This is a genomic window from Streptomyces sp. NPDC006393 (genome assembly GCF_040628575.1).
Classification (GTDB): Bacteria; Actinomycetota; Actinomycetes; order Streptomycetales; family Streptomycetaceae; genus Streptomyces.
In genome coordinates, this window is sequence record NZ_JBEXZD010000024.1 from 47,404 (window position 1) to 70,489 (window position 23,086).

Consider the following 23,086-nt stretch of genomic DNA (forward strand, 5'->3'; position numbering starts at 1 on the left):
GCCGCAGAAGGCTTCCACGGGCAGCGGTCGTCGACGGTTGCCCGAATGCGCCCCGGCCACCCGTATGCATCTGGTATGCGCGGAACGCGTGCCCTTCAACCGCTACTCACCGGTCGGAAGGGCGACTTCGGCCGCCGCGTCAGGTCCCTGCTCCAACAGGACGCCGAAACCGTCCTCGTTCAGAACGGGCACCTTCAACTGCATCGCTTTGTCGTACTTCGACCCCGGGTTGTCGCCCACGACCACGAAGGACGTCTTCTTCGACACCGAACCGGTCACCTTGGCACCCCGGCTCTGCAACGCCTCCTTGGCGCCGTCCCGCGTGAACTGCTCCAGGGTGCCGGTGACCACGACCGTCAGGCCCTCGAGCGGGCGCGGGCCCTCCTCCTCGCCGGTGCCTTGCTCCTCCAGCGGGACTCCGGCGGCCTTCCACTTGCGCACGATCTCGCGGTGCCAGTCCTCGGCGAACCACTCCTTGAGGGCGGCGGCGATGATCGGTCCCACCCCGTCGGTGCGCGCCAGTTCCTCCTCGCTCGCCTGCTCGATGCGGTCGACGGAGCGGAACTCGCGCGCCAGCGCCTGGGCCGCGACCGGTCCCACGTGGCGGATCGAGAGCCCGTTCAGGAACCGGGCCAGCGGGCGGGCCTTGGCCTCCTCGATGTTCCGCAGCAGCGCCAGGGTGTTCTTCTTCGGCTCGCCCTTCTGGTTGGCGAAGACCGTGACGACCTTCTCCTCGCCCGTCTTCGGGTCCCGCTTGGGCAGACCGCTGTCCGGGTCGAGGACGTAGGCCTTGATGGGCAGCAGCTTCTCCACCGTGAGGTCGAACAGGTCGCCCTCGTCGACCAGCGGCGGGTCGGCCGGCTCCAGCGGGCGGGTGAGCGCGGCGGCGGCCACCTCGCCGAAGTGCTCGATGTCCAGGCACTCCCGGCCCGCGAGGTAGGAGACCCGCTCCCGCAACTGGGCCGGGCAGGCACGGGCGTTGGGGCAGCGGAGGTCGATGTCGCCCTCCTTCATGGGCCGCAGCGGCGTACCGCACTCGGGGCACTCGGACGGCATCACGAACTCCCGTTCGCTGCCGTCGCGCAGGTCGACGACCGGGCCGAGGATCTCCGGGATGACGTCACCGGCCTTGCGCAGCACCACGGTGTCGCCGATGAGCACGCCCTTGGCCTTGACGACGTCCTGGTTGTGCAGGGTGGCGAACTCCACCTCGGATCCGGCCACGGTGACCGGTTCGACCTGCGCGTACGGAGTGACGCGGCCGGTGCGTCCGACGCCGACCTTGATGTCGATCAGCTTGGTGTTGACCTCTTCGGGCGCGTACTTGTAGGCGATCGCCCAGCGGGGCGCGCGCGCCGTGGAGCCGAGCCGGCCCTGGAGGCGGATCTCGTCGAGCTTGACGACCACGCCGTCGATCTCGTGCTCCACCGAGTGCCGGTTCTCGCCGTAGTACGCGATGAACTCGCGGACCCCCGCGAGGTCGTCGACCACCTTGTTGTGCCGTGAGGTGGGCAGGCCCCAGGTCTTCAGCAGGTCGTAGGCCTGGGAGAGCCGGGTCATCCCCTTGTAGCCCTCCAGAGCGCCGATGCCGTGGACGACCATGTGCAGGGGGCGGGTCGCCGTGACGCGCGGGTCCTTCTGGCGCAGCGAACCCGCCGCCGCGTTGCGCGGGTTGGCGAAGGGCTTGTCGCCGGCCTCGACCAGACGGCGGTTGAGCTCCTCGAACTTCTCCATCGGGAAGTAGACCTCGCCGCGGATCTCCACGAGGTCCGGGACGCCGTCGCCCTTCAGCCGGTCGGGGATCTCCGCGATCGTCCGGACATTAGGGGTGATGTCCTCGCCGGTGCGGCCGTCGCCGCGGGTGGCCGCGCGCGTGAGGCGGCCTTGCTCGTAGGTGAGGTTCACGGCGAGGCCGTCGACCTTGAGCTCGCACAGGAAGTGGTACTCCTGCTCGCCCAGTTCCCTGGCGATGCGGTCGGTCCAGGCGGCGAGATCCTCGTCGTTGAAGGTGTTGTCGAGCGAGAGCATCCGCTGGCGGTGCTCCACCGCCGTGAACTCCGTCGCGTACGAGCCCGCGACCTTCTGGGTCGGCGAGTCGGGCGTGCGCAGCTCCGGATAGCGCTCCTCCAGCTCCTCCAGGGAGCGCAGGAGCCGGTCGAACTCGGCGTCGCTGACGACGGGGGCGTCCTTGACGTAGTACCGGAAGCGGTGCTCCTCGACCTGGTCCGCGAGCCGGGCGTGCTGCTCCCGCGCCTCGGCGGGCACCGCTGTCTCCGCTTGCTGCTTGTCGCCGGCCACCGTGTTGTCCTCCCGTTACTCAGGGTTGTCCGCGAGGGACCTCGCCGCCCGGACGCAGTGGGCGAGCGCCTGGCGCGCGTACGCGGGGGAAGCGCCCGCGAGTCCGCACGCCGGGGTGACCGTGACCACGTCCGGGACGAGCCCCGGTCGCAGTCCCAGCCTGCGCCACAGCGTTCTGACACCCATGACGCTACCGGCAGGGTCTGACAACGCGCCGTCCGTGGTGGGCACGACACCCGCGAAGAGCCGGGTGCCGGCCTCCACGGCCTCCCCGATCGCCTCGTCGTCACGCTCGGTGAGCAGCGAGAAGTCGAAGGAGACCGCCGCTGCGCCCGCCCGCCGCAGCAGCGCGAAGGGCACGTCGGGGGCGCAGGAGTGGACCACCACGGGCCCTGCGGTGTGCACGCCGACCACGTCGCGCAGCGTGGCCTCGACGATCTGCCGGTCCACGGCCCGGTGGGTGCGGTACCCGCTGGCGGTGCGCACCCGGCCGCGCAGCACGGCGGTCAGGGACGGCTCGTCGAGCTGGAGCACCAGCTGCGCGCCCGGCACCCGCCGCCCGACCTCGGCCAGGTGCAGCCGCAGCCCCTCCGCGAGCGAGGCGGCCAGGTCCCGGCAGGCGCCGGGGTCGGACAGGGCGGCCTCGCCGTTCCTCAGTTCGAGGTTGGCGGCGAGTGTCCAGGGCCCCACGGCCTGGACCTTCAGCGGCCCCTCGTACCCCTGGGTGAACTCCTCCAGGGCGTCGAGGTCCTCCCCCAGCCAGGACCGGGCCCGCTTGGTGTCCCGTCCGGGCCGGTCGCCGATCCGCCACCCGCTGGGCTCCACGCGCGCGTACAGCTCGACGAGCATCCCGGCCGTCCGCCCGATCATGTCGGCGCCCGGCCCCCGGGCGGGCAGCTCGGGCAGGAAGGGGAAGTCCTCGAAGGTGCCGGTGACGGTCTTGGCGGCCTCACGGGCGCCCCCACTGGGCATCGACCCGACCCCGGTGGCGGCACCGAACCTGAACTGGCTGTTCTCGCTCACCAGGGCAGCCTACGGAACAGCCCGGCCGGGGTCAGCGTCCCGGTCGCACCGTAAGGTCGTTGACCTCCGCGTCCCTCGGCAGGTCGAGGGCCATCACGATGGTCGTCGCGACCGACTCCGGGTCGATCCAGCGGGAGGGGTCGTACTCCTTGCCCTCCTGCTGGTGCACCTTGGCCTGCATGGGGCTGGCGGTGCGGCCCGGGTAGACGGTGGTGACCCGCACGCCGTTCGCGTGCTCCTCCTGCCGCAGGGCATCGGCCAGCGCCTTCAGGCCGTGCTTGGAGGCGGCGTACGCGGCCCAGTCGGCGCCGGCGTTCAGGCCCGCCCCCGAGTTCACGAAGAGCACATGGCCGCGCGTGGCGCGCAGCTGGGGCAGGAAGTGGCGGGTGAGCTCCGCCGGGGCGATCAGGTTGACGTCGAGCTGGTGGCGCCAGGTCTTCGGGGTCAGCTCGCCGACCGGTCCGAGGTCGACCACGCCCGCGATGTGCAGCAGGGAGTCGACCCGATCGGGGAGCGACTGGTGCGAGAAGGCCCAGCTCAGCCGGTCCGGCTCGGCCAGGTCGCCGACCAGGGTCCTGGCCCCGGGGAACTCGGCCGCCAGCTCCTTGGCCCGGCCCGCGTCGCGCGCGTGCAGCACGAGGTCGTCCCCGCGCGCGTGCAGACGGCGCGCCACGGCCGCGCCGATGCCGGAGCCGGCCCCGGTGATCACATGAGTAGCCATGCCCGCCATGCTCGCATCCACGGCTCAGCGCCCGGCCACCGACTCCTCCAGGTACGTGAGCGCGCCCGCGGGCTCGTCGGCGAAGAACACCAGCTCGCTCAGCGGCCGCGGCAGAAAGCCCTCGTCCTCCATGCGGCGGAACTGCTCGCGCAGGCCGTCGTAGAAGCCCGCCGTGTTCAGCAGCACCACGGGCTTGTCGGTGCGGCCGTGCTTCTTCAGCTCCAGGATCTCGGTGGCCTCGTCGAGCGTCCCGGTGCCGCCCACCATGATCACCACCGCGTCGGCCTTCTCCAGGAGCAGCTTCTTGCGCTCGGCGAGGTCTGCCGCGATGACCATCTCGTCGGCGCCGGGCCGCGCCTTGTTCGCCAGGAAGTCCACCGACACGCCGATGAGCCGGCCGCCCGCCTCCTGTACGCCGTCCGCGACCACCTTCATCAGTCCGCTGTCGGACCCGCCCCACACCAGGCTGTGACCGCCCTTGCCGAGCAGCCGGGCGAAGTCCCGCGCGGGACGGGTGTAGCGGTCGTCGAGGTCGGCGGCGGAGAGGAAGACGCAGATGTTCATGCGCTCAACCGTACGCGGCCCCGAGCGTGCGCCGTGTCGGGGAAGGCGTGCGCCGTGCACGGGAAGAACGCGCGGCCCGCGAGCGCTGTCCTGTTATGAGCCAAGGACACACGATCACCATCGAGCAGGGCACCCAGCACGTACGCGTCGTGCACGACGGCCAGGTCCTCGCGGAGAGCGACCGGCTCCTGCTGCTGCGCGAGACCGGCTGCCCCGTGCGCTACTACATCCCCGCCGAGGACGTGCGCCTCGACCTCCTGACCCCGTCCGAGACCCACACCCACTGCCCCTTCAAGGGCACGGCGTCGTACTGGTCCGTGCCGGGCGCCGAGGACCTGGTGTGGTCCTATCCCGAGCCGAAGCCGGACGTCGCCGGGATCAAGGACCACCTCTGCTTCTACGACGTCGAGGTGTTGTGACCCGACAAGCGCGCCCTGCCGTGGCAGTCTTCACAGCCATGGACAAGAAGACCATCTCGCGTGACGGCACCTCGATCGCCTACCAGCGCACCGGACAGGGGCCGGTGGTCGTCCTCGTCAGCGGGGCGATGTCCACGGGGGCCACGGTCGCACCGCTGGCGATGCTGCTCTCGGACCGCTTCAGCACCGTCGTGTACGACCGTCGGGGCCGCGGCGAGAGCGGGGACACGGCGCCGTACGCGGTGGAGCGCGAGGTGGAGGACCTCGCGGCCGTGCTCGACGCGGTGGGCGGCGAGGCGGCGCTGTACGGCATCTCCTCGGGCGGCGCGCTGGCGCTGCGGGCGGCGGCGGGTGGGCTGCCGGTCAGCCGGGTCGCCGTGTACGAACCGCCGTTCGAGGTGCGCGAGGGCCATGAGCGGGAGCGCGCCGCCTACTCCGACGATCTGGCCGGCGCGCTCGCGGAGGGCCGGCGCGGTGACGCGGTGGAACTGTTCCTGCGCGTCACCGGTCTGGCCGAACAGATGATCGTGAGCGCACGCCAGTCCCCCATGTGGCCGGGCTTGGAGGCCATCGCCCCCACCCTGGCGTACGACGACGCCGTGATGGGCGACGGACCGGTCCCCCGCGACCTGCTGGCCTCGATCGCCGTGCCGGTCCTGGCCGTCGCGGGCGACGCGAGCCCGGACCGGATGCGCGAGGCGGCCCGCCAGGTGGCGCTGGCCGCCTCCGAAGGCACCTACCGCCTGCTCAGGGGCCAGACCCACGCGGTGGAACCGGAGGTCCTGGCACCGGTCCTGGCGGAGTTCTACGGCGCGTAGGCACCGTCCCGGCTGTCACGCCACTCCGGCCGGCTCCGCGGCGCACGGGGCCTGTCGGCTCTCACGCCACCCCGGCCGCCGCCCGCACCGTGGAGGCGATCGTCGCCGAGCCGACCACACGGGTGCCGTCGTACAGGACGATCGCCTGGCCGGGGGCGACGCCGCGGACCGGCTCGGTGAAGGTCACGCGCAGCTCGCCGTCGACCGGCTCGGCCGTGACCTCGGTCTCGCCGCCGTGGGCGCGCAGCTGGGCGGTGTAGGTGGCGGGGCCGGTGGGGGCGGTGCCGCACCAGCGGGGCTTGATCGCGGTGAGGCCGCTGACGTCCAGCGCGGAGGCCGGGCCGACCGTCACGGTGTTGGTGACCGGGGAGATGTCCAGGACGTAGCGGGGCTTGCCGTCGGGGGCCGGGGTGCCGATGCGCAGGCCCTTGCGCTGGCCGATGGTGAAGCCGTACGCGCCCTCGTGCGTGCCCACCTTGGCGCCGGACTCGTCGACGATGTCGCCCTCGGCCCTGCCGAGCCGCTGGGCGAGGAAGCCCTGGGTGTCGCCGTCGGCGATGAAGCAGATGTCGTGGGAGTCGGGCTTCTTGGCGACCGCGAGTCCCCGGCGCTCGGCCTCGGCGCGGATCTCGTCCTTGGTGGTGACCGTGTCGCCGAGCGGGAACATCGCGTGCGCCAGCTGCTTCTCGTCCAGGACGCCGAGGACGTACGACTGGTCCTTGGCCATGTCGGAGGCGCGGTGCAGCTCGCGGGCGCCGTCCTCGCGCACGATCACCTTCGCGTAGTGGCCGGTGCACACCGCGTCGAAGCCGAGGGCGAGCGCCTTGTCCAGGAGCGCGGCGAACTTGATCTTCTCGTTGCAGCGCAGGCACGGGTTGGGGGTGCGGCCGGCCTCGTACTCGGCGACGAAGTCCTCGACGACGTCCTCGCGGAAGCGGTCGGCGAGGTCCCAGACGTAGAACGGGATGCCGATGACGTCGGCGGCGCGGCGGGCGTCGCGCGAGTCCTCGATGGTGCAACAGCCCCGCGCGCCCGTGCGGAAGGACTGCGGGTTCGCGGAGAGCGCGAGGTGGACGCCGGTGACGTCGTGGCCGGCTTCCGCGGCGCGCGCGGCGGCGACGGCGGAGTCGACGCCGCCCGACATGGCGGCGAGGACGCGGAGGGGGCGGGAGCGCTGCGGGGTGTCAGTCATAGCCCTTTCAGGGTACGGGGACGCGGGAACCGGGGCCGCCGGATATCCGTTGGAGAGCGCGTGGGGGCGAGGAACGGTGACAAGGAACGGCGGCCGGGGCGGCGGGCACTGCTCCTCGGCGGGGCCGTGGCGGTGGTCGCGGGCGGGGCCGCGCTGGAGCGCTCGGGGCTGGCCCGGCTGTGGTGGGGGCTGCCGGGCGCGCAGCGGCCGCGGGTGGCGGGGGCGGTGGACTTCGGGGGCGCGCGGTGGCTGGCGGCCTCCCCGGCGAACTACCGGCGGGCGGACCGCCCGGACGACTACGCGATCGACCGGGTCGTCGTCCATGTCACCCAGGGCAGCTACGTGAGTGCGGTGAGGGCGTTCCAGGACCCGGGGCACGAGGCCGCCGCGCACTACATCGTCCGCGCGGACGGGCAGGTCACCCAGATGATCCGCGAGCTGGACGTGGCCTTCCACACCGGCAACCGCGCCTACAACGAGCGCAGCGTCGGCATCGAGCACGAGGGATTCGTCGAGCGGGCCTCGTCCTTCACCGACGCGATGTACGCCGCCTCGGCCCGGCTGACGGCGCGGATCTGCGGGCGGTACGGCATACCCGTCGACCGCGAGCACATCATCGGCCATGCCGAGGTGCCGGGCACCGACCACACGGACCCGGGCCCGCACTGGGACTGGGACCGCTACATACGGCTGGTGCGCCGGGCGCCGGCGTGATCCGGACGTGAGGCCCCACGCCAGGCCCTACGTCAGGCCCGCCGCGCGGGCCCGTTCCACCGCCGGGCCGATGGCCTTGGCGACCGCTTCGACGTCGGCCTCGGTGGAGGTGTGGCCGAGGGAGAAGCGGAGGGTGCCGCGGGCCAGGTCCGGGTCGACGCCGGCGGCCAGCAGCACATGGCTGGGCTGGGCGACGCCCGCCGTGCAGGCGGAACCGGTCGAGCACTCGATGCCCTGGGCGTCCAGCAGGAGCAGCAGGGAGTCGCCCTCGCAGCCGGGGAAGGTGAAGTGGGCGTTGGCCGGAAGACGCCCCTCGGGTGCCGGATCGCCGCCGAGGATCGCGTCGGGGACGGCCGTGCGCACGGCGGTGATCAGCTGGTCCCGCAGGGCGCCGATCTCGCGGGCGAACCACTCGCGCTGCTCGGCGGCGAGCCGGCCGGCCACCGCGAAGGAGGCGATCGCGGGCACGTCGAGGGTGCCGGAGCGGACGTGGCGCTCCTGGCCGCCGCCGTGCAGGACGGGTACGGGGCTGTGCTCGCGGCCGAGGATCAGCGCGCCGATGCCGTACGGCCCGCCGATCTTGTGGCCCGAGACCGTCATCGCGGCGAGGCCGGAGGCGGCGAAGTCGACGGGGACCTGGCCGAAGGCCTGCACGGCGTCGGAGTGCAGCGGCACGCCGAACTCGGCGGCCGTCGCGGCGAGTTCGTGCACCGGGAGCACCGTGCCGATCTCGTTGTTCGCCCACATGACGGTGGCGAGGGCCACGTCGTCGGGGTTGCGGGCGATCGCCTCGCGCAGGGCCTCGGGGTGGACGCGGCCGTAGAAGTCGACCGGGAGGTACTCGACGGTGGCGCCCTCGTGTTCGCCGAGCCAGTGGACGGCGTCGAGGACGGCGTGGTGCTCGACGGGGCTGGCGAGGACGCGGGTGCGGGCCGGGTCGGCGGCGCGGCGTGACCAGTACAGGCCCTTGACGGCGAGGTTGTCGGCCTCGGTGCCGCCGGAGGTGAAGACGACCTCGCTGGGGCGGGCGCCGAGGGCTTCGGCGAGGGTTTCGCGGGACTCCTCGACCGTGCGGCGGGCCCGGCGGCCGGATGCGTGGAGGGAGGAGGCGTTGCCGGTGACGCCCAGCGCGGCGGTCAGCGCCTCTGCCGCCTCCGGGAGCATGGGGGTGGTCGCGGCGTGGTCGAGGTAAGCCATGGTGAGGCTGATTCTACGGGCGCTTGTCGTGGGCCCGGGGATCAGGTTGCGACGACCTGGGAGCGACCGCCGTGGCTCCACCTGGACTGAGCCGGCGAGGCGCCGTCACGTGTCCGCTGTGTCCACCCTCCCCCATTGCCTGAACGGCATGGGAGGTGCCCCCATCGCCTTGCGGAACGCCTGCCCACAGCGCTGGGCCACATGCGGCGGTCAGAAGCTCCAGGACACCGTGTGGTCCAGCTGCATGAGGGTGATGAGGACGATGAGGTCGGCGATGCCCAGGGTGAGGCCGAGGAGGGCTCGGCCGCGACGGGTGGTGCCGCGCCAGAGGGCCACTGCCGCGAGGGTGATGGCGATGGGGCCGAGGAAGAGGTTGAGGACCAGGAGGCCGAGCAGGCCGAGGATGAAGGACGCGACGGCCATGCCGTCGGCGTCGCGCAGGGCGGTGCGGCGCGTGGCCGGTGCGGTGAGTTGCATGGCGATGGCTCCCGAGGGATGTGGTGGGCGCGTGGTCAGTGGGACGTGCCGCGGCGGCGGGCGTGGCGCTCGCGGAGCGCGAAGACGCCGAGCCAGGCGGCGATCACGACGGCGGCGGCCACGGTGAAGCCGAGCGGCGCGTGGGCCACGGTGCCCAGGGTGACGCCGAGCAGCAGCAGGGCGGCGACGAGGAACAGCATGGGATCGGATCCCCCTCCGGCGTTCTCTCGTGAACGCTTACGAGTAACAGTTGTTCACTGACTATGGAGTCTAGCGCGTCCGACCGCTTTGACATTCCGGAGAACAGTTGTTAACTGCATGGCATGAGTCACACTCTCGGCGTCCGCCAGGCCCAGAAGCGGAAGACCCGGCAGGCCCTCCTGGACGCGGCGCTCGGCCTGCTGGAGGAGCAGAGCCTGAGCAGCCTGGGCCTGCGCGAGGTCACGCGCGCCGTCGGTGTGGCCCCGACCGCCTTCTACCGGCACTTCCGCTCCACGGCGGACCTCGGCGTGGCCCTGGTGGAGGAGGCCCTGGGCAGCCTGCACCCGATGATCCGGACGACGGTGTCCACGGCGGACGACAGCGAGGAACGCATCGCGCGGGCCGTCGAGCTGATCTCCCGTCATGTGGAGGCCTATCCGGCCCATGTCCGGTTCATCGCCCGGGAGCGGCACGGCGGCGTGCAGCCGGTGCGGGAGGCGATCCGGGAGCAACTGGTCCGGTTCGCCCGCGAGGTGAAGGACGAGCTGGCCAGGGATCCGCAGGCCGTGGGCTGGAGCGAGGACGACCTGCTGATGCTCGCCCATCTCTACGTCGACCAGATGCTGATCACCGCCTCGCTCTTCCTGGAGGCCCTCGACGCCCCGCCCGAGGAGCGCGAGCGCGTCACCCTGCTCGCCACCCGGCAGCTGCGGCTGATCAGCGTGGGCCGCCGGCACTGGCCGGCCTGACCGTTCCTCCCTCGTACAGCTCAGCGACGGCGGCGACCGCCGCCCGCAGTTCCTCACGCGCCTCGGGCGGCGAGAGCACCTCCACCCGGTCGGAGAACCCGAGCAGTTGGCGCACCGCGCGCAGGACGTCGTACGACATCCGGGCGGTGACCCATTCGCTCTCGCCGTCGTCGTCGGGCGGGGCGGCCAGCGAGGAGCCGTGCAGGCGCAGGAACATGTCCAGGTGCGTGCGGCGCACCCGGACGGTGACGTCGATCCCGCCGGGGCGCTCCTCCACCCGGCGGCGCAGCACCTCCCAGGCGTCGGCGAGTTCCACGCCCGGCCGGCGCCTCACCGGATCGTCCAGGAGGCGGGCGGAGCGCACCCGGTCGGCCCGGAACAGCCGTGGCCTGCCCCGCCGGTCGGCGACCAGGTACCAGACGCCCGCCTTGGAGACCAGGCCGTAGGGATCGACGGTGTAGGTGCGCGGCTCCCGCTCGCCGCTGTGCCGGTAGCGCAGCCGCAGGCGCCGGTCGGCGAACACCGCGTCCTGGAGCACGTCCAGGTCGACGGCCTGCTGCGGGCCGCTCTTCCAGCGGGTGGCGTCCACCAGGATCCGGCGGCTGGCCACCTCGGCGGCGGGCCGGTGCGGGGCCGGCAGCGCCGCCATCACCTTGCGCAGCGCCGAGCCGAGCGCCGCGTCCAGTCCGAGCGCGGCGTGCGCGCCCTGTGCGGCGAGGATGAACAGCGCGCGGGACTCGTCGGCGGTCAGACCCGTGACGTCGGTGCGGAAACCGGCGAGCAGTTCGATGCCGCCGTGCCGGCCGCGCTCCGCGTAGACCGGGACACCGGAGGCCGACAGCGCCTCGATGTCGCGGTAGACGGTGCGCACCGAGACCTCCAGCCGGTCGGCGAGCTCGTGCGCGGGCACCCGGCCCCGGGTCTGGAGGAGCAGCAGGATCGACAGCAGGCGGTCGGCTTTCACGCCCCCAGAATCGCGTCGCGGCGGTCGCGGATCAAATGTTGACGGGAACTGTCAGGTTATCCGGGAACCCTGGCCGGCGTACCGACCGAAGGACGCACGGAGGAGACCCATGAACGCCATCGACCCCCGCCCGAACGGCATCGACCCCCGCCCGCTGTACACCCGCGCCACCGAGCAGGCCGCCGCCGTCATCAAGACGGTCCGGCCCGAGCAGCTGACCGCCCCCACGCCCTGCGCCGAGTTCGACGTACGGGGCCTGCTCAGCCACATCGTGGGCGGCACCGTGCGCATCGCGGTGGTCGGCGAGGGCGGGGACGGGCTCTCGATGAGCTCGTTCGCCGAGGGCGTCGAGGACGACGACTGGGCGGCGGCCTACGACGAGGCGCGCACCCGCGTCCTGAAGGCGTGGGCGAGCGACGAGCGCATGAGCACGCCGGTGCGGGTGCCGTGGGGCGAGGTGCCCGGTCACGCGGCTCTCTCGGGATACGTCATGGAGATCGTGACGCACACCTGGGACCTCGCCGAGGCCCTCGGCCGTCCGCTCGGACTCGACCCGGAACTCGCCGAGTTCGCGCTCGCCACCGCCCGCAGGGTGCTGCCCGACGAGCGGCCGAGGGGCGGGGAGACCCCCTTCGGCGCCCGTCACGAGGCCCGGGCAGGAGCCGATGTCCACGAGCGGTTGGCGGCCTGGCTGGGGCGTACGCCGCTCAGCCGGGCCTGACGCACCCCGCTCGACCGGGCCTGACGCACGCCGCTCAGCCGAGCCTGACGCGGGCCAGCTGCCGGGACTGCGCCACCAGCCGGTCGGCGCTGTCCCAGACCTCGGCGTCCTCCTCCAGGAAGCCGCCGGCGAGGTTGCGGGTGGTGATGGAGACGCGCAGCGGGCCCGGCGCCGGGCGGCAGCGGACGTGCACCGTCAGCTCGACCGTCGGGACCCAGCCCTTCAGGCCGAGCTCGAACGCGGTCGGCGGCAGCGCGTCCACGGCGAGCAGCAGGGAGAGCGGATCGGCGTCCCGGCCGTCGGCGAGCCCGAACCAGGAGCGCATCTCGCCCTTGCCGGAGGGCGAGCCGAGCGCCCAGCCGAGGGTGGCCGGGTCCAGCTTGAGCATCAGACGGTCGGTGATGGCGGAGCTGCCGGGGACGGGGGACGGTCCGTCCTGCGGGCCGAAGCACTGCTCCATCGGCGGGATGGCGGGCGGCTTCGCCGTGGTGCGCACGTCGTCGGGGAGGGCGCCCAGGTCGCCGTAGGAGGCCAGGACGCGGATGCGCTCCACCTCCCGGCCGTCCGCGTCGTACTGGAAGAGGGAGCCCTGGCCGGTGGAGAGGGTGCGGCCGGCGCGGACCACGTCCGTGCGCACGACGGCGGGGCCGGGCTGGGAGGCCGTCAGATAGTGAGCCGAGACGGTGAACGGGTCCGGGTGCGGCAGGGCGTCCGCGAGGGCGCGGCCGAGGACGGCCAGCAGATAGCCGCCGTTGACGGCGTTGATGATGGTCCAGCCGGCCGAGAGGTCGATGTCGTAGACGCCCGGGCCGCGGCGGGTCACCGCGGTGTCCCGGTCGAACTCGCTGTCGCCGATCGTGGCCCGCGCGGCCGGGGCGGAAGCTGCTTCTGGCATACGTGAACGGTACAACAGGAAACTACTAAGCGGTAGCTTTTCCGGGGATGCGGACGGCCGACCCTGCTGCGCCCCGGGTGACTCTTCGGCAATTTCTCGGTAAGTGTCCGTACTCGTCCGTGACCGACGGCCCCGGAATTCCCTCTGTCCGGACATGAGCCTCACCGGGACTCCGTTCCTGTACACCACCGTCGCGCTGGCCGTGGTCGCCCTCGTCCTGCCGTTCGTCCTGTGGACGCGGCTGAGGGGCCCGAGGGCGCTGCGCACCGCGCTGCGCGCGCTGATGCTGCTGTTCGCCCAGGCCACCGCCGTCACCCTGGTCTTCGTGCTGGTGAACAACGCCAACAACCTCTACGACGACTGGGCGGACCTGCTCGGCACCGGCAACCATGTGCGGAAGGCCGCCGACCTGGGCGCCGACGGCACCGGAGGCATCGCCTACCGCAAGCTGCCCAAGGTCCGCCAGAGCTTCACCCAGGCCGACGGACCGGGGATGCACGCGGCCGGCGGGGTCGAGGTCACCCAGCTCAAGGGCCGGGTCTCGGGGGTGACCGCCGAGGTCTACGTGTGGCTGCCGCCGCAGTACGACGAGCCCGCCTACCGGAACAGGAAGTTCCCGGTGGTCGAGCTGCTCTCCGGCTATCCGGGCTCGGCGAAGGCCTGGTTCGGGTCGATGAAGGTGCACGAGCAGCTCGAGCCGCTGATGCGGAGCGGCCGGGTCGCCCCCTTCATCCTGGTGTCCCCGCGCACCAATCTGATCGCCAGGACGGACACGGGCTGCGCCAACATACCGGGCACCGTCAACGCGGACAGCTGGCTGAGCATCGACGTGCCGAAGATGGTCACGGACAACTTCCGCGCCGAGGCCGCGCCCGACGGCTGGGCCGCCGCCGGCTACTCGGCCGGCGCGCACTGCGCGGCCAAGCTGGCCGTCGCCCACCCCGACCGCTACCGGGCCGCGGTGAGCCTGTCCGGCTACAACGACCCGATCGGCGAACGCTCCTCGCTGGCCGCGCGGAACATCGGGCTGCGCCGGGCGAACAACCCCTACGTCCTGCTCCGCACGTACCGCACCCCGCCCCGGATCGCGCTCTACCTGTCCGGCGAGGCCGGCGACGGCTACGAGGCCGCGGTGGCCCTGGAGCAGGTGGCGAAGCCCCCGACCACCGTCCATGTGGTGTTCCTGCCGCGCAGCGCGGGCGGGCACACCATGGGGCTGTGGCGGCCGCAGGTGCCGACGGTGTTCCGCTGGCTGACCAGGGAGCTGGGCCACCACGTTCGCGGGAACCCGGCGAAGTCCGCTACTCCTCCCGGACGGTCGAGCGCCGGTTCCAGGCCCGCGGAGCTCGCCAGTGGTACCGCATCGCGAGCAGGCGGAGCACGAAGGCGGTGACGACGGCCAGCCCGGTGGTGAGCGGGGTCAGCGCGTCGTAGTGGATGCACAGCACCACCATGGTGGCGCCGACGATCGCCGGGACCGCGTACAGGTCGCGGTCCCAGCGCAGCAGCGAGGGCACCTCGTTGGCGAGCACGTCCCGCAGCACACCGCCGCCCACGGCGGTGGCCATGCCGAGGGTCGCCGACGCGGTGAGGCCCAGCCCGTAGTCGTACGCCTTGGTGGTCCCCGAGACGCAGAACAGGCCGAGGCCGGCCGCGTCGAAGACCAGGACCGCCGCCTGGATGCGCTCCACGTGCGGGTGCAGGAAGAAGACCACGACCGTGGCGAACAGCGGGGTGAGGAAGTACCCCAGGTCGGTGAAGGCGGCCGGCGGTACGGCCCCGATCATCACATCGCGGAACAGCCCTCCGCCCAGCGCGGTGACCTCGGCGAGCACGGCGATGCCGAAGACGTCGAAGTTCTTGCGGACGGCCAGCAGTGCGCCAGAGATGGCGAACACGAAGATGCCGACCAGGTCGACCGTGTGCTGGACGGAAGGGCTGAACAGTTGCTGAAGCACCCCACATTCTTACTCAGGGTGCGGTGTGGGCCTTGCAATGCAAGGACGGTCAGGCTTACAGGGCGGGTTTGCCGGTCGTGTAGAGCCACTTCTGGAAGAGATCGTCCAGGTGCTGCCCGGACACCCGCTCGGCGAGGCGGACGAAGTCGGCGGTGTTCGCGTTGCCGTAGCGGTGCAGCTTCGTCCAGGCGGGCAGCAGCCTGAAGAAGGCCCGGTCGCCGATGCGTTCGCGCAGCGCCTGGAGCGTCATCGCGCCGCGCTGGTAGACGGCGGAGGCGAACATGGTGTCGCGCTGCGGGTCGGCGACCTCGACCTGCCAGAAGGAGCTGTCGGCCGGGCGGGCATCGTAGGCGGCCAGGAACGAGTCGTGCGCCGAGCGGGTGCCCTGGTGCTCGGCCCACAGCCACTGGGCGTAGGTGGCGAAGCCCTCGTTGAGCCAGATGTCCTTCCAGCGCTCCACCGACACCGAGTCGCCGAACCACTGGTGGGCCAGCTCGTGCACGATCGTCGACTCGTTGCGGACGGCCGAGTAGGCGGGCTTGGACTGCACCTCCAGCGAGAAACCGGCCTCGGGCATGTCGTCGACGATCGCGCCGGTCTCCTCGAACGGGTACGGCCCGAAGACCTGCGACCAGTAGTCGGTGGCGGCGGCGGTGACGGCGTACACGTCGACGCTGTTGCTGTTCTTCAGCGTGGGGTCGATGGCGACGTAGATCGGGATGCCGGAGGGCGTCCGCCCGGTGCGCACGTCGAACTTCCCGATGGTGGCGGTGGCGAGGTAGGTGGCCATGGGCCGGTCCTCGCGCCAGTGGGTGTACGTCGAGCCGCCCCGGTCGTACGTCGAGACCAGCCGGCCGTTGGAGACGGCGGTCAGGCCCTTGGGCGCCTTGATGCGGATGTCGTAGGTGGCCTTGTCGGAGGGGTGGTCGCTGGAGGGGAACCAGGTGGAGGCGGCGTTGGGCTCACAGGCGACGAAGACGCCGTCCGGGGTCTTCATCCAGCCGTACTGGGAGCCGAAGACGATGGGTCCGCCGAGCGGCTCGGGTATGCCGCCGTAGGTCACGGTGACGGTGAAGGTGCGGTTCCTGTGCAGGACCCCGCGCGGGGTGACGCGCACCTCGTCGCCGCCCTGGGCGAACCGGGCGCTTCTGCCGTTGACTTCGACGCCGGTGACCTGGAGCTGCTGGAGGTCCAGGTCGAAGGAGGACAGGTTGTCGGTGGCGCGGGCGGTGAGCGTGGTACGGCCGTCGAGGCGGTCGGTGTCCGGGTCGTACGCGATGTCGAGGGCGTAGTGGCGGGCGTCGAAGCCGCCGTTGCCCAGCTGCGGGAAGTAGGGGTCGCCGATGCCCGGGGCGCCGTGGGTGGGGGCCGAGGAGGCGGCGATGGCGAGGAAGGAGGCCGCCGCGGTGGTGACGGCCGCCAGACGTGCCGAACGGGAGAGTGCCATGAGTCATCCCTTCGCGCGTGCGTCGATCAGTGGATCGCACGGACAGGGTCGACTCTGCACTCTCCCGTTCGGTCATGTGCATGACTTTGCCAAGCCGTCATGCCTCAGTCGTCGTTTGACTCCTGACGGTCGCTCTCGCCGGCACTGTCGCCGCTCGGGGCCTCGGAGGCGGCCGCCTCGGCGTCGCCGTCCGGCTCCGCTTCCGCACCGGCCTCCGTCTCCGGCTCCGCTTCCGCACCGGCCTCCGTCTCCGGCTCCGATTCCGAACCGGCCTCCGTCTCCGGCTCCGATTCCGCCGTCTCCGCCGCCGGGGAAGCCCCGGCCGGCTCCTCCGTGTCGTCGGAGGACGGAGTGTCGGCCTCCGTCTGCGCCTCCGCGATCTCGTCGGCAGCCGCCGCGACCGCCGCCGAGGTCTCGGCCGACTTGGCGAGGGCCTCCTCGGAGACCAGCTCCGCCGCCTCCTTCGCGGCCGTCAGCAGCACGGTGTCCTGAGGCGCCTGGTCCTCGAAGTTCTCCGGGTGGTGACAGGCCACCCGCTGACCGGGCCTCAGTTCCTTCAGCGGCGGCTCGGTCGTCCGGCAGATCTCCGTCGCCTTCCAGCACCGGGTGTGGAAGCGGCAGCCGCTCGGCGGGGAGATCGGCGAGGGGACGTCGCCCTTGAGCAGGATGCGCTCGCTCTTGGCGTTCTTCCGCCTGGGGTCCGGGATCGGGACGGCCGACATCAGCGCCTTGGTGTACGGGTGCATCGGCGCCCTGTACAGCGAGTCCCGGTCGGCCAGCTCGACGATCTTGCCCAGGTACATCACCGCGATGCGGTCCGAGACGTGCCGGACGACCGACAGGTCGTGCGCGATGATCACGTACGTCAGGCCCAGCTCCTGCTGGAGGTCGTCGAGCAGGTTGACGACCTGCGCCTGGATCGACACGTCCAGCGCCGAGACCGGCTCGTCCGCCACCACCAGCTTCGGCTTGAGCGCGAGCGCGCGGGCGATGCCGATGCGCTGGCGCTGACCGCCGGAGAACTCGTGCGGATAGCGGTTGTAGTGCTCGGGGTTGAGGCCGACCACCGACAGCAGCCGCTGTACTTCCTTCTTGATGCCGCCCTCGGGCTCCACGCCCTGGAGCCTGAAGGGAGCGCCGACGATCGTGCCGATGGTGTGGCGCGGGTTCAGCGACGAGTACGGGTCCTGGAAGATCATCTGGACGTCGCGGCGCATGGGCCGCATGCCGCTCACGCCGAGGTGCGAGATGTCCTTGCCCTCGAACTCGATCTGCCCGCCCGTCGGTTCGAGCAGCCGGGTGATCAGCCGCCCCATCGTCGACTTGCCGCAGCCGGACTCGCCCACGACGCCCAGGGTCTCGCCGGAGCGCACCTCGAAGTCGAGGCCGTCCACCGCGCGCACGGCACCGACCTGGCGCTGGAGCAGGCCCTTCCTGATCGGGAAGTGCTTCTCCAGCCCGGTGACCTTCAGCAGGACCTCGCCGGGCGCGGCCTCCTTGGTGAGGGTGGCCGTGCCGGCGGCCTGGGCCTCGGCGCCGTCGCTCTGGGCAGGGATGCTCACTGCCTTGTCCTCTGCGTTCTCACTCACAGCTTCGGCGCAATCTCTTCGGTCCAGATCCGCTCCCGCTGCTCCTGCGACATGTGGCAGGCGGCCCAGTGCTTGCTGCCGACCTCGGTCAGCTCGGGGCGGACCGTGCGGGTGACGTTGTCCTTCGGGACGTCGGCGTACGGGCAGCGCGGGTTGAAGGCGCAGCCGGACGGGACGTTGATCAAGGAGGGCGGCGACCCCTTGACCGGGATGAGCCGGTCCTGCTGCTCGCGGTCCAGGCGCGGCATCGAGCCGAGCAGACCCCAGGTGTAGGGGTGGCGGGGCTCGTAGAACACCTTGTCCGCCGGGCCGCGCTCGACGCACCGGCCGCCGTACATCACCAGGATGTCGTCGGCGAGTTCGGCGACGACGCCGAGGTCGTGGGTGATGATGATGACCGCGGAGCCGAACTCCTTCTGGAGGTCCCGGATGAGGTCGAGGATCTGTGCCTGGACGGTGACGTCCAGGGCGGTGGTCGGCTCGTCCGCGATGAGCAGCTCGGGGTTGTTCACCAGGGACATCGCGATCATCGCGCGCTGGCGCATGCCGCCGGAGAACTCGTGCGGATAGCTGTCCACGCGCTTGTCCGGCTGCGGGATGCCCACCCGGTCGAGCATCTCGATCGCCCGCCTGCGGGCGGTCTTCTTGTCGACCTTGTGGTGGGTGCGGTACGCCTCGATGATCTGCGCACCGATCGTGTAGTACGGGTGCAGCGCGGACAGCGGGTCCTGGAAGATCATCGCCATCTCCCGGCCGCGCAGCTTGCGCACGTGGTCGGGGTCGGCGGACAGCAGCTCGGTGCCGTCCAGCCAGATCTCGCCGGAGATCTGCGCCTTGCGCTTGCCGTACTGGCCGGCGGTGTGCAGGCCCATGATGCCGAGCGAGGTCACCGACTTGCCGGAGCCGGACTCGCCCACGATGCCGAGGGTCTTGCCCTTCTCCAGCTGGAAGCTGAGCCCGTCGACGGACTTGACCAGGCCGTCGTCGGTCGGGAAGTGCACCTTCAGGTCGCGCACTTCCAGGAAGGCACTGGGGGCGGGCGAGGCGGTGCTGGGCTCGCCCACGGCCGCTCCGGTCTTGCTGAGTTCGGTCATGCCAGCCTCACTCGGGGGTCGATCACGGCGTACAGGACGTCCACCACGAGGTTGGCGATGAGCACCGCGAGGGAGGTGATCAGGGTGACGCCGAGGATGATGGGCAGGTCCTGGTTCCGGATGGCGTCGAGCACGGCGCGGCCGAGACCGGGCAGGTTGAACGTGGACTCGGTCAGGATGGCGCCGCCGATGAGCGCGCCGAGGTCCATGCCGAGCATGGTCAGGAGGGGGGTCATCGTGGAGCGCATGGCGTGCTTGCCGATGACCGTCTGCTCCTTGAGGCCCTTCGCGCGCGCCGTGCGGATGTAGTCCTCGCCGAGGATCTCCAGCATGGTGGCGCGGGTGATCCGGGCGTACATCGCCGCGTACAGGAAGGCGAGGGTGATCCAGGGCAGGATCATGCCGCCGAACCAGCCGCCGACGCTGTCGGAGAGGGGCACGTACTGCGCGTCGAGCCAGTGCAGTCCGAAGGCGAAGATCGCCAGGCTGAGCAGGCCGGTGAAGTAGATGGGCAGGGAGACACCCGCCAGGGCGACGACCATCGCGCCGCGGTCCCAGATGCTGCCCCGCTTGAGCGCGGAGAGCACACCGGCGGCGACACCGAAGATCAGCCACAGCACGGCGGCGCCGAGCGCGAGTCCCAGGGTCACCGGGAAGCGGTCGGTGAGCACCGGCCAGACGGCCTGCTCGCTCTTGAACGAGTAGCCGAAGCACGGCGCGGGGCAGTGGACGACGTCGCCGCCGCCCGAGTAGGTGCGGCCGGCGAAGATGCCCTTGAAGAACTCCCAGACCTGGAAGTAGATCGGGTCCGCCAGTCCGAGCTTCTCCCGTACGCCGGCGACCGCGGCGGGGTCGGCCTGCTTGCCCACGAAGCTCAGGGCGATGTCGACGCCCGCCCACTTGGGGACGAGGAAGAAGATGCCGAAGACCACCATGACGATGACCACGAGCATCACTGCGGCGGCGAAGAGCCGCCTGATGAGGTAAGCGAGCACAGCTTACGGCCCGCCGCGGGACCGCGGGCCACCTCCGGTCTCCCCCACTGTCTTGTGGACGTGGGGGGTGTCCCGGGTGGCCCGCGACCACGCCGCGCCGGCCTTCACCTGCCTTTCGTGCCGTACGGCGGGTGTGCCGGGTTTACTTCGGGTTCTTCAGGCCGAGGTTGACGAAGTCGTACATACCGCTGTAGTTGTCGGTCGTGTAGACGTTCGCCAGGTTGTTCGATCGCCAGTTGATGAACTTCTCGAAGGTGAAGGGCAGGTAGTACGCACCCTCCATGACCTTGTGGTTGATCTCGGTCGCGATCTTGGCCTTGCCCGCGTCGTCCAGCGTGGTGACGTACTGGTCGAAGAGACCGTCGATCGTCTTGTCCTTGATCAGGGCGTAGTTGTTGTTACCGCTCTGAAGGATGTACTTGCTGTCCCACAGCGGCAGACCGAAGCCCTGGACGGTCGGGAAGTCCGGACCCCAGCCCATGATGATGATGCCGTAGCCCTTCTTCTTCACGTTCGAGGGGCTGCCGATGATGCCGGTGGTCTGCGAGCCGTCGTACTGGTCGATCTGCGCGTTGATGCCGATCTTCTTCAGCGACGCCTGCATCGACTGGGCCGTGGCGACCTCGACCGGCTTGTTGTTGCGCACCGCGATGGTGGTGGAGAAGCCGTCGGGGTGACCGCAGGCCTTCAGCGCCTTCTTGGCCTCGGCGACGTTGCCGTTCTTGTTCGCGCCGGAGATGCCGTACGGGTCGTACTTCTGGCCCTCGGCGCCCGGGACGGACGGCGGGAGCATGTTGGTGCCGATGTCACCACCGGCGATGGGGCCGCCTCGGGCGGTCTGCAGCGAGACGTGGTCGGCGCCGAGGATGACGGCCTTGCGGCACTCGATGTTGTCGAACGGCTTCACGCTCTGCGGGAAGACCGCGTACCGGATGTAGCCGGAGACCGGGTTGTCCAGGTTGGCCTTGTGCTGCTTCAGGGCGGTGGTGCGACCCTGGGGCGACATGCCGGTCTGGTTGATGTCCAGGTCCAGGTCACCGTTGAGCAGACGCTGGTCGAGCTGGTTGGCGTCCGAGAAGAACTGGACGGTGATCTTGTCCGGGTACGCCTTGCGGATCGGGTCCGAGGCCTGCTTCCAGTTGGTGTTGCGCACCAGGGTCAGGCTCTTGCCCGGGCTGTACGACTGGAACTTGTACGGGCCGGAGGAGAAGGGGTGCAGGCCGTACTTGGACTTGGTGTCCATGTCCTGGCGGACCGGGGAGGCCGAGACCAGGCCCAGCACCTCCTCGAAGTCCGAGTTGGCCTTCGGCAGGTGGAAGACGATCGTCTTGTCGTCCGGCGTGTCGATGGCCTTCAGGCCCAGGTGGTCCGCGGACTTGTCCTTGTACGGGCCCTTGTACTCGCCCTTGGGGTCCAGGAAGTCCTTGAGGTAGGTCGGACCGCCGGACAGCACGTCCTGCGCCCAGACGCGCTCGATGCCGTACTTGACGTCCTTGGACGTGATCGGCTTGCCGTCCTCCCACGTGATGCCGTCACGCAGGTGGTACGTGTAGGTCTTGCCGTTGTCCGTGACCTTGGCGAGGCCGTCGGCGAGGTCCGGGGTCAGCTGGGCGCCGGCCTTGCCCGGCTCCGTCTTGCCCGTGACCAGCTGGCGGCTGTAGTAGCGCGCGAAGTTCCACATGAAGCCGTAGTAGCCGCGCGTGGTGTCCCACGAGTCGGCGTCCTGGGCACCACCGAACTTCAGCGTGCCGCCCTTCTTGGCCAGCGAGGCCTGGGCGACCTTGTTGTTCGCGGCGTCGTAGCCGGCGGCGCCGGTCTTCGACCCGCCCTTGTCGTCGCTGCCGCCGCCGCACGCCGCCGTGGTCAGCAGTGCGGCGACCGCAGCAGCGGCGGCCAACGCCTGCTTGCGCCGCCCTGAGGTGCGTTGGGTAGTCACGATCTCGGATCCTCCGGATTTGATGAGAGACCCCGTGTTGGTGCCACGGGACGCTTGGGGTTGGCGCATCAGCGGGCGCCCTTCGGGTCGAGCGCGTCCCGCACGCCGTCGCCGAAGAGGTTGAAGGCAAGAACGGTGATGAAGATCGCCACACCCGGGACCACCATGTACATGGGGTCCGAGTCGTAGTAGTCGATCGCGCTCGAGAGCATCTGCCCCCAGGAGGCCGTGGGCGGCTTGACGCCCACGCCCAGGAAGCTGAGTGCCGCCTCGGTGAGGATGTTGGTGGGGATCATCATCGTCGTGTAGACGATGATCGGCGCGACCAGATTGGGCAGCAGCTCCTTGAACAGGATGTAGAACCGCCCGGCGCCCAGCGATCGGGCGGCCTCGACGTACTCGCGCTCGCGCATCGAGAGCGTCTGGCCGCGCACCACGCGTCCGATGTAGGGCCAGCCGAAGAAGCCGATGACCAGGATCATCACGAAGACCCGCACGCTGGAACCGGTCAGCCCCAGCATGTTGCTCGGCATCACGGAGACCAGTGCGATGGTGAACAGCAGCTGGGGGAAGGCCAGCAGTCCGTCCATCACACGGCTGATGACCGAGTCGACCCAGCCGCCGAAGAAGCCGGCCAGGATGCCCAGGACCGTGCCGAGGATGACGGCGACCATGGCGGACAGGAAGCCGACCAGGAGCGAGACCCGTGCGCCGTAGACGATGCGGGCGAAGATGTCGCGGCCGTTGACCGGCTCGACGCCCAGCAGGTGGTCTCCGCTGATGCCGCCCAGCGACCCCCTGGGGGTGCCGAACAGCGGGTCGATCAGGTTCTCGTGATAGGCGTCCGGGTCCTGTCCGACCAGATTGGCGATCACCGGTGCGAGCAGCGCGATCACGATGAGGACGAGCACGACGACGCCACCCGTCAGGGCGAGTTTGTCCCGCTTCAGGCGCTCCCAGGCGATCCGTCCCAGGGAGCGGCCCTGGACGGCCTTCACGCCCGTGGTGGCTACCGCCGCTTCGTCGGCCGCGCTCGGGGCCGCTTCCGCGGTCGGCTCGTGCAATGGTGCCGTCATTAGGCAGGGACCCCTCTCAACCGGCGGTAGCCGGCCCG

23 protein-coding genes are annotated in these 23,086 nt (G+C 71.0%); 6 read left to right on the forward strand and 17 right to left on the reverse strand.

Annotated features, from left to right (window positions below; genetic code table 11):
* Positions 1-102: 102 nt before the first annotated feature.
* Genes ligA through ABZ484_RS13385 form a run of 4 tightly spaced genes read right to left on the reverse strand, consistent with a single transcriptional unit; the run spans position 103 to position 4,606 of the window.
* A complete protein-coding gene (gene ligA, locus ABZ484_RS13370) occupies positions 103-2,298 on the reverse strand; it encodes an NAD-dependent DNA ligase LigA (RefSeq protein ID WP_358866002.1) in 2,196 nt (731 codons plus the stop codon).
* Between the two features lie 15 nt (positions 2,299-2,313).
* Positions 2,314-3,321, reverse strand: a complete 1,008-nt coding sequence (locus ABZ484_RS13375; protein WP_358866003.1) for a methionine synthase — start codon at positions 3,319-3,321, stop codon at positions 2,314-2,316.
* 31 nt (positions 3,322-3,352) lie between these two features.
* On the reverse strand, positions 3,353-4,051 hold the full coding sequence (locus tag ABZ484_RS13380) for an SDR family oxidoreductase (protein ID WP_358866004.1): 699 nt from the start codon (positions 4,049-4,051) through the stop codon (positions 3,353-3,355).
* A gap of 15 nt (positions 4,052-4,066) precedes the next feature.
* A complete protein-coding gene (locus tag ABZ484_RS13385) occupies positions 4,067-4,606 on the reverse strand; it encodes a TIGR00730 family Rossman fold protein (RefSeq protein WP_358866005.1) in 540 nt (179 codons plus the stop codon).
* A gap of 95 nt (positions 4,607-4,701) precedes the next feature.
* Here ABZ484_RS13385 and ABZ484_RS13390 point away from each other — a divergent pair, with 95 nt between their 5' ends.
* Both ABZ484_RS13390 and ABZ484_RS13395 read left to right on the forward strand, forming a co-directional pair.
* Positions 4,702-5,025, forward strand: a complete 324-nt coding sequence (locus tag ABZ484_RS13390; protein ID WP_358866006.1) for a DUF427 domain-containing protein — start codon at positions 4,702-4,704, stop codon at positions 5,023-5,025.
* Positions 5,026-5,063: 38 nt separating this feature from the next.
* Positions 5,064-5,843, forward strand: coding sequence for an alpha/beta fold hydrolase (locus tag ABZ484_RS13395; RefSeq protein ID WP_358866007.1), 780 nt, complete (start codon positions 5,064-5,066; stop codon positions 5,841-5,843).
* 61 nt (positions 5,844-5,904) lie between these two features.
* Here the strand turns inward: ABZ484_RS13395 and mnmA are convergent, their stop codons facing one another.
* Positions 5,905-7,035, reverse strand: a complete 1,131-nt coding sequence (gene mnmA / locus ABZ484_RS13400; RefSeq protein WP_358866008.1) for a tRNA 2-thiouridine(34) synthase MnmA — start codon at positions 7,033-7,035, stop codon at positions 5,905-5,907.
* A gap of 60 nt (positions 7,036-7,095) precedes the next feature.
* Here mnmA and ABZ484_RS13405 point away from each other — a divergent pair, with 60 nt between their 5' ends.
* Positions 7,096-7,749 (forward strand): N-acetylmuramoyl-L-alanine amidase, encoded by a 654-nt coding sequence (locus ABZ484_RS13405; protein WP_358866009.1) that lies wholly within the window; start codon positions 7,096-7,098, stop codon positions 7,747-7,749.
* A gap of 27 nt (positions 7,750-7,776) precedes the next feature.
* On the opposite strand, the gene ABZ484_RS13410 is transcribed toward ABZ484_RS13405, so the two are convergent.
* The 3 genes from ABZ484_RS13410 to ABZ484_RS13420 form a co-directional block, all read right to left on the reverse strand.
* Entirely contained in the window at positions 7,777-8,946 is a 1,170-nt protein-coding gene (locus ABZ484_RS13410) for a cysteine desulfurase family protein (protein ID WP_358866010.1), read from the reverse strand.
* A 210-nt stretch (positions 8,947-9,156) separates the two neighbouring features.
* Complete coding sequence (locus tag ABZ484_RS13415) at positions 9,157-9,423, reverse strand: hypothetical protein (RefSeq protein ID WP_030179348.1); 267 nt, start codon at positions 9,421-9,423, stop codon at positions 9,157-9,159.
* A 35-nt stretch (positions 9,424-9,458) separates the two neighbouring features.
* Entirely contained in the window at positions 9,459-9,623 is a 165-nt protein-coding gene (locus ABZ484_RS13420) for a hypothetical protein (RefSeq protein WP_086731149.1), read from the reverse strand.
* 123 nt (positions 9,624-9,746) lie between these two features.
* On the opposite strand from ABZ484_RS13420, the gene ABZ484_RS13425 reads away from it, so the two are divergent.
* Positions 9,747-10,373: a TetR family transcriptional regulator gene (locus ABZ484_RS13425; protein WP_358866011.1), complete on the forward strand. Its 627-nt coding sequence runs from the start codon at positions 9,747-9,749 to the stop codon at positions 10,371-10,373.
* Here the strand turns inward: ABZ484_RS13425 and ABZ484_RS13430 are convergent.
* Positions 10,342-11,337, reverse strand: a complete 996-nt coding sequence (locus tag ABZ484_RS13430; RefSeq protein ID WP_358866012.1) for a YafY family protein — start codon at positions 11,335-11,337, stop codon at positions 10,342-10,344. The two genes, ABZ484_RS13425 and ABZ484_RS13430, sit on opposite strands and share 32 nt — an antisense overlap.
* 109 nt (positions 11,338-11,446) lie before the next feature.
* Here ABZ484_RS13430 and ABZ484_RS13435 point away from each other — a divergent pair, with 109 nt between their 5' ends.
* The gene (locus ABZ484_RS13435) at positions 11,447-12,058 is read left to right on the forward strand and encodes a TIGR03086 family metal-binding protein (RefSeq protein ID WP_358866013.1); all 612 of its coding nucleotides are present in this window, start codon (positions 11,447-11,449) and stop codon (positions 12,056-12,058) included.
* A gap of 34 nt (positions 12,059-12,092) precedes the next feature.
* Here ABZ484_RS13435 and ABZ484_RS13440 read toward each other — a convergent pair whose 3' ends face one another.
* Positions 12,093-12,953, reverse strand: coding sequence for a thioesterase family protein (locus ABZ484_RS13440; RefSeq protein WP_358866014.1), 861 nt, complete (start codon positions 12,951-12,953; stop codon positions 12,093-12,095).
* A gap of 154 nt (positions 12,954-13,107) precedes the next feature.
* On the opposite strand from ABZ484_RS13440, the gene ABZ484_RS13445 reads away from it, so the two are divergent.
* Complete coding sequence (locus ABZ484_RS13445) at positions 13,108-14,346, forward strand: alpha/beta hydrolase-fold protein (protein WP_358866015.1); 1,239 nt, start codon at positions 13,108-13,110, stop codon at positions 14,344-14,346.
* Here ABZ484_RS13445 and ABZ484_RS13450 read toward each other — a convergent pair.
* The 7 genes from ABZ484_RS13450 to ABZ484_RS13480 form a co-directional block, all read right to left on the reverse strand.
* Entirely contained in the window at positions 14,255-14,911 is a 657-nt protein-coding gene (locus ABZ484_RS13450) for a trimeric intracellular cation channel family protein (RefSeq protein ID WP_358866016.1), read from the reverse strand. The two genes, ABZ484_RS13445 and ABZ484_RS13450, sit on opposite strands and share 92 nt — an antisense overlap.
* A 55-nt stretch (positions 14,912-14,966) precedes the next feature.
* Complete coding sequence (locus ABZ484_RS13455) at positions 14,967-16,358, reverse strand: M1 family metallopeptidase (RefSeq protein ID WP_358866017.1); 1,392 nt, start codon at positions 16,356-16,358, stop codon at positions 14,967-14,969.
* 104 nt (positions 16,359-16,462) lie between these two features.
* Positions 16,463-17,920, reverse strand: a complete 1,458-nt coding sequence (locus tag ABZ484_RS13460) for a dipeptide ABC transporter ATP-binding protein (RefSeq protein ID WP_358866018.1) — start codon at positions 17,918-17,920, stop codon at positions 16,463-16,465.
* A 23-nt stretch (positions 17,921-17,943) separates the two neighbouring features.
* A complete protein-coding gene (locus ABZ484_RS13465; protein WP_358866019.1) occupies positions 17,944-19,041 on the reverse strand; it encodes an ABC transporter ATP-binding protein in 1,098 nt (365 codons plus the stop codon).
* Positions 19,038-20,036 (reverse strand): ABC transporter permease, encoded by a 999-nt coding sequence (locus tag ABZ484_RS13470; protein ID WP_358866020.1) that lies wholly within the window; start codon positions 20,034-20,036, stop codon positions 19,038-19,040. Before ABZ484_RS13470 ends, ABZ484_RS13465 begins: the two co-directional genes overlap by 4 nt.
* 142 nt (positions 20,037-20,178) lie before the next feature.
* Positions 20,179-21,972 (reverse strand): ABC transporter substrate-binding protein, encoded by a 1,794-nt coding sequence (locus ABZ484_RS13475; RefSeq protein ID WP_358866021.1) that lies wholly within the window; start codon positions 21,970-21,972, stop codon positions 20,179-20,181.
* 68 nt (positions 21,973-22,040) lie between these two features.
* Positions 22,041-23,048, reverse strand: coding sequence for an ABC transporter permease (locus ABZ484_RS13480; protein WP_358866022.1), 1,008 nt, complete (start codon positions 23,046-23,048; stop codon positions 22,041-22,043).
* Positions 23,049-23,086: the final 38 nt, after the last annotated feature.

Excerpts from the sequence above, each read along its gene's own strand:
- ABZ484_RS13390 (WP_358866006.1), top strand. The coding sequence starts at position 4,702 with ATGAGCCAAGGACACACGATCACCATCGAGCAGGGCACCCAGCACGTA.
- ABZ484_RS13440 (WP_358866014.1), bottom strand. The coding sequence starts at position 12,953 with ATGCCAGAAGCAGCTTCCGCCCCGGCCGCGCGGGCCACGATCGGCGAC.
- ABZ484_RS13480 (WP_358866022.1), bottom strand. The coding sequence starts at position 23,048 with ATGACGGCACCATTGCACGAGCCGACCGCGGAAGCGGCCCCGAGCGCG.
- mnmA (WP_358866008.1), bottom strand. The coding sequence starts at position 7,035 with ATGACTGACACCCCGCAGCGCTCCCGCCCCCTCCGCGTCCTCGCCGCC.
- ABZ484_RS13455 (WP_358866017.1), bottom strand. The coding sequence starts at position 16,358 with ATGGCACTCTCCCGTTCGGCACGTCTGGCGGCCGTCACCACCGCGGCG.
- ABZ484_RS13395 (WP_358866007.1), top strand. The coding sequence starts at position 5,064 with ATGGACAAGAAGACCATCTCGCGTGACGGCACCTCGATCGCCTACCAG.
- ABZ484_RS13435 (WP_358866013.1), top strand. The coding sequence starts at position 11,447 with ATGAACGCCATCGACCCCCGCCCGAACGGCATCGACCCCCGCCCGCTG.
- ABZ484_RS13385 (WP_358866005.1), bottom strand. The coding sequence starts at position 4,606 with ATGAACATCTGCGTCTTCCTCTCCGCCGCCGACCTCGACGACCGCTAC.
- ABZ484_RS13425 (WP_358866011.1), top strand. The coding sequence starts at position 9,747 with ATGAGTCACACTCTCGGCGTCCGCCAGGCCCAGAAGCGGAAGACCCGG.
- ABZ484_RS13380 (WP_358866004.1), bottom strand. The coding sequence starts at position 4,051 with ATGGCGGGCATGGCTACTCATGTGATCACCGGGGCCGGCTCCGGCATC.
- ABZ484_RS13415 (WP_030179348.1), bottom strand. The coding sequence starts at position 9,423 with ATGCAACTCACCGCACCGGCCACGCGCCGCACCGCCCTGCGCGACGCC.
- ABZ484_RS13445 (WP_358866015.1), top strand. The coding sequence starts at position 13,108 with ATGAGCCTCACCGGGACTCCGTTCCTGTACACCACCGTCGCGCTGGCC.
- ABZ484_RS13465 (WP_358866019.1), bottom strand. The coding sequence starts at position 19,041 with ATGACCGAACTCAGCAAGACCGGAGCGGCCGTGGGCGAGCCCAGCACC.
- ABZ484_RS13420 (WP_086731149.1), bottom strand. The coding sequence starts at position 9,623 with ATGCTGTTCCTCGTCGCCGCCCTGCTGCTGCTCGGCGTCACCCTGGGC.
- ABZ484_RS13410 (WP_358866010.1), bottom strand. The coding sequence starts at position 8,946 with ATGGCTTACCTCGACCACGCCGCGACCACCCCCATGCTCCCGGAGGCG.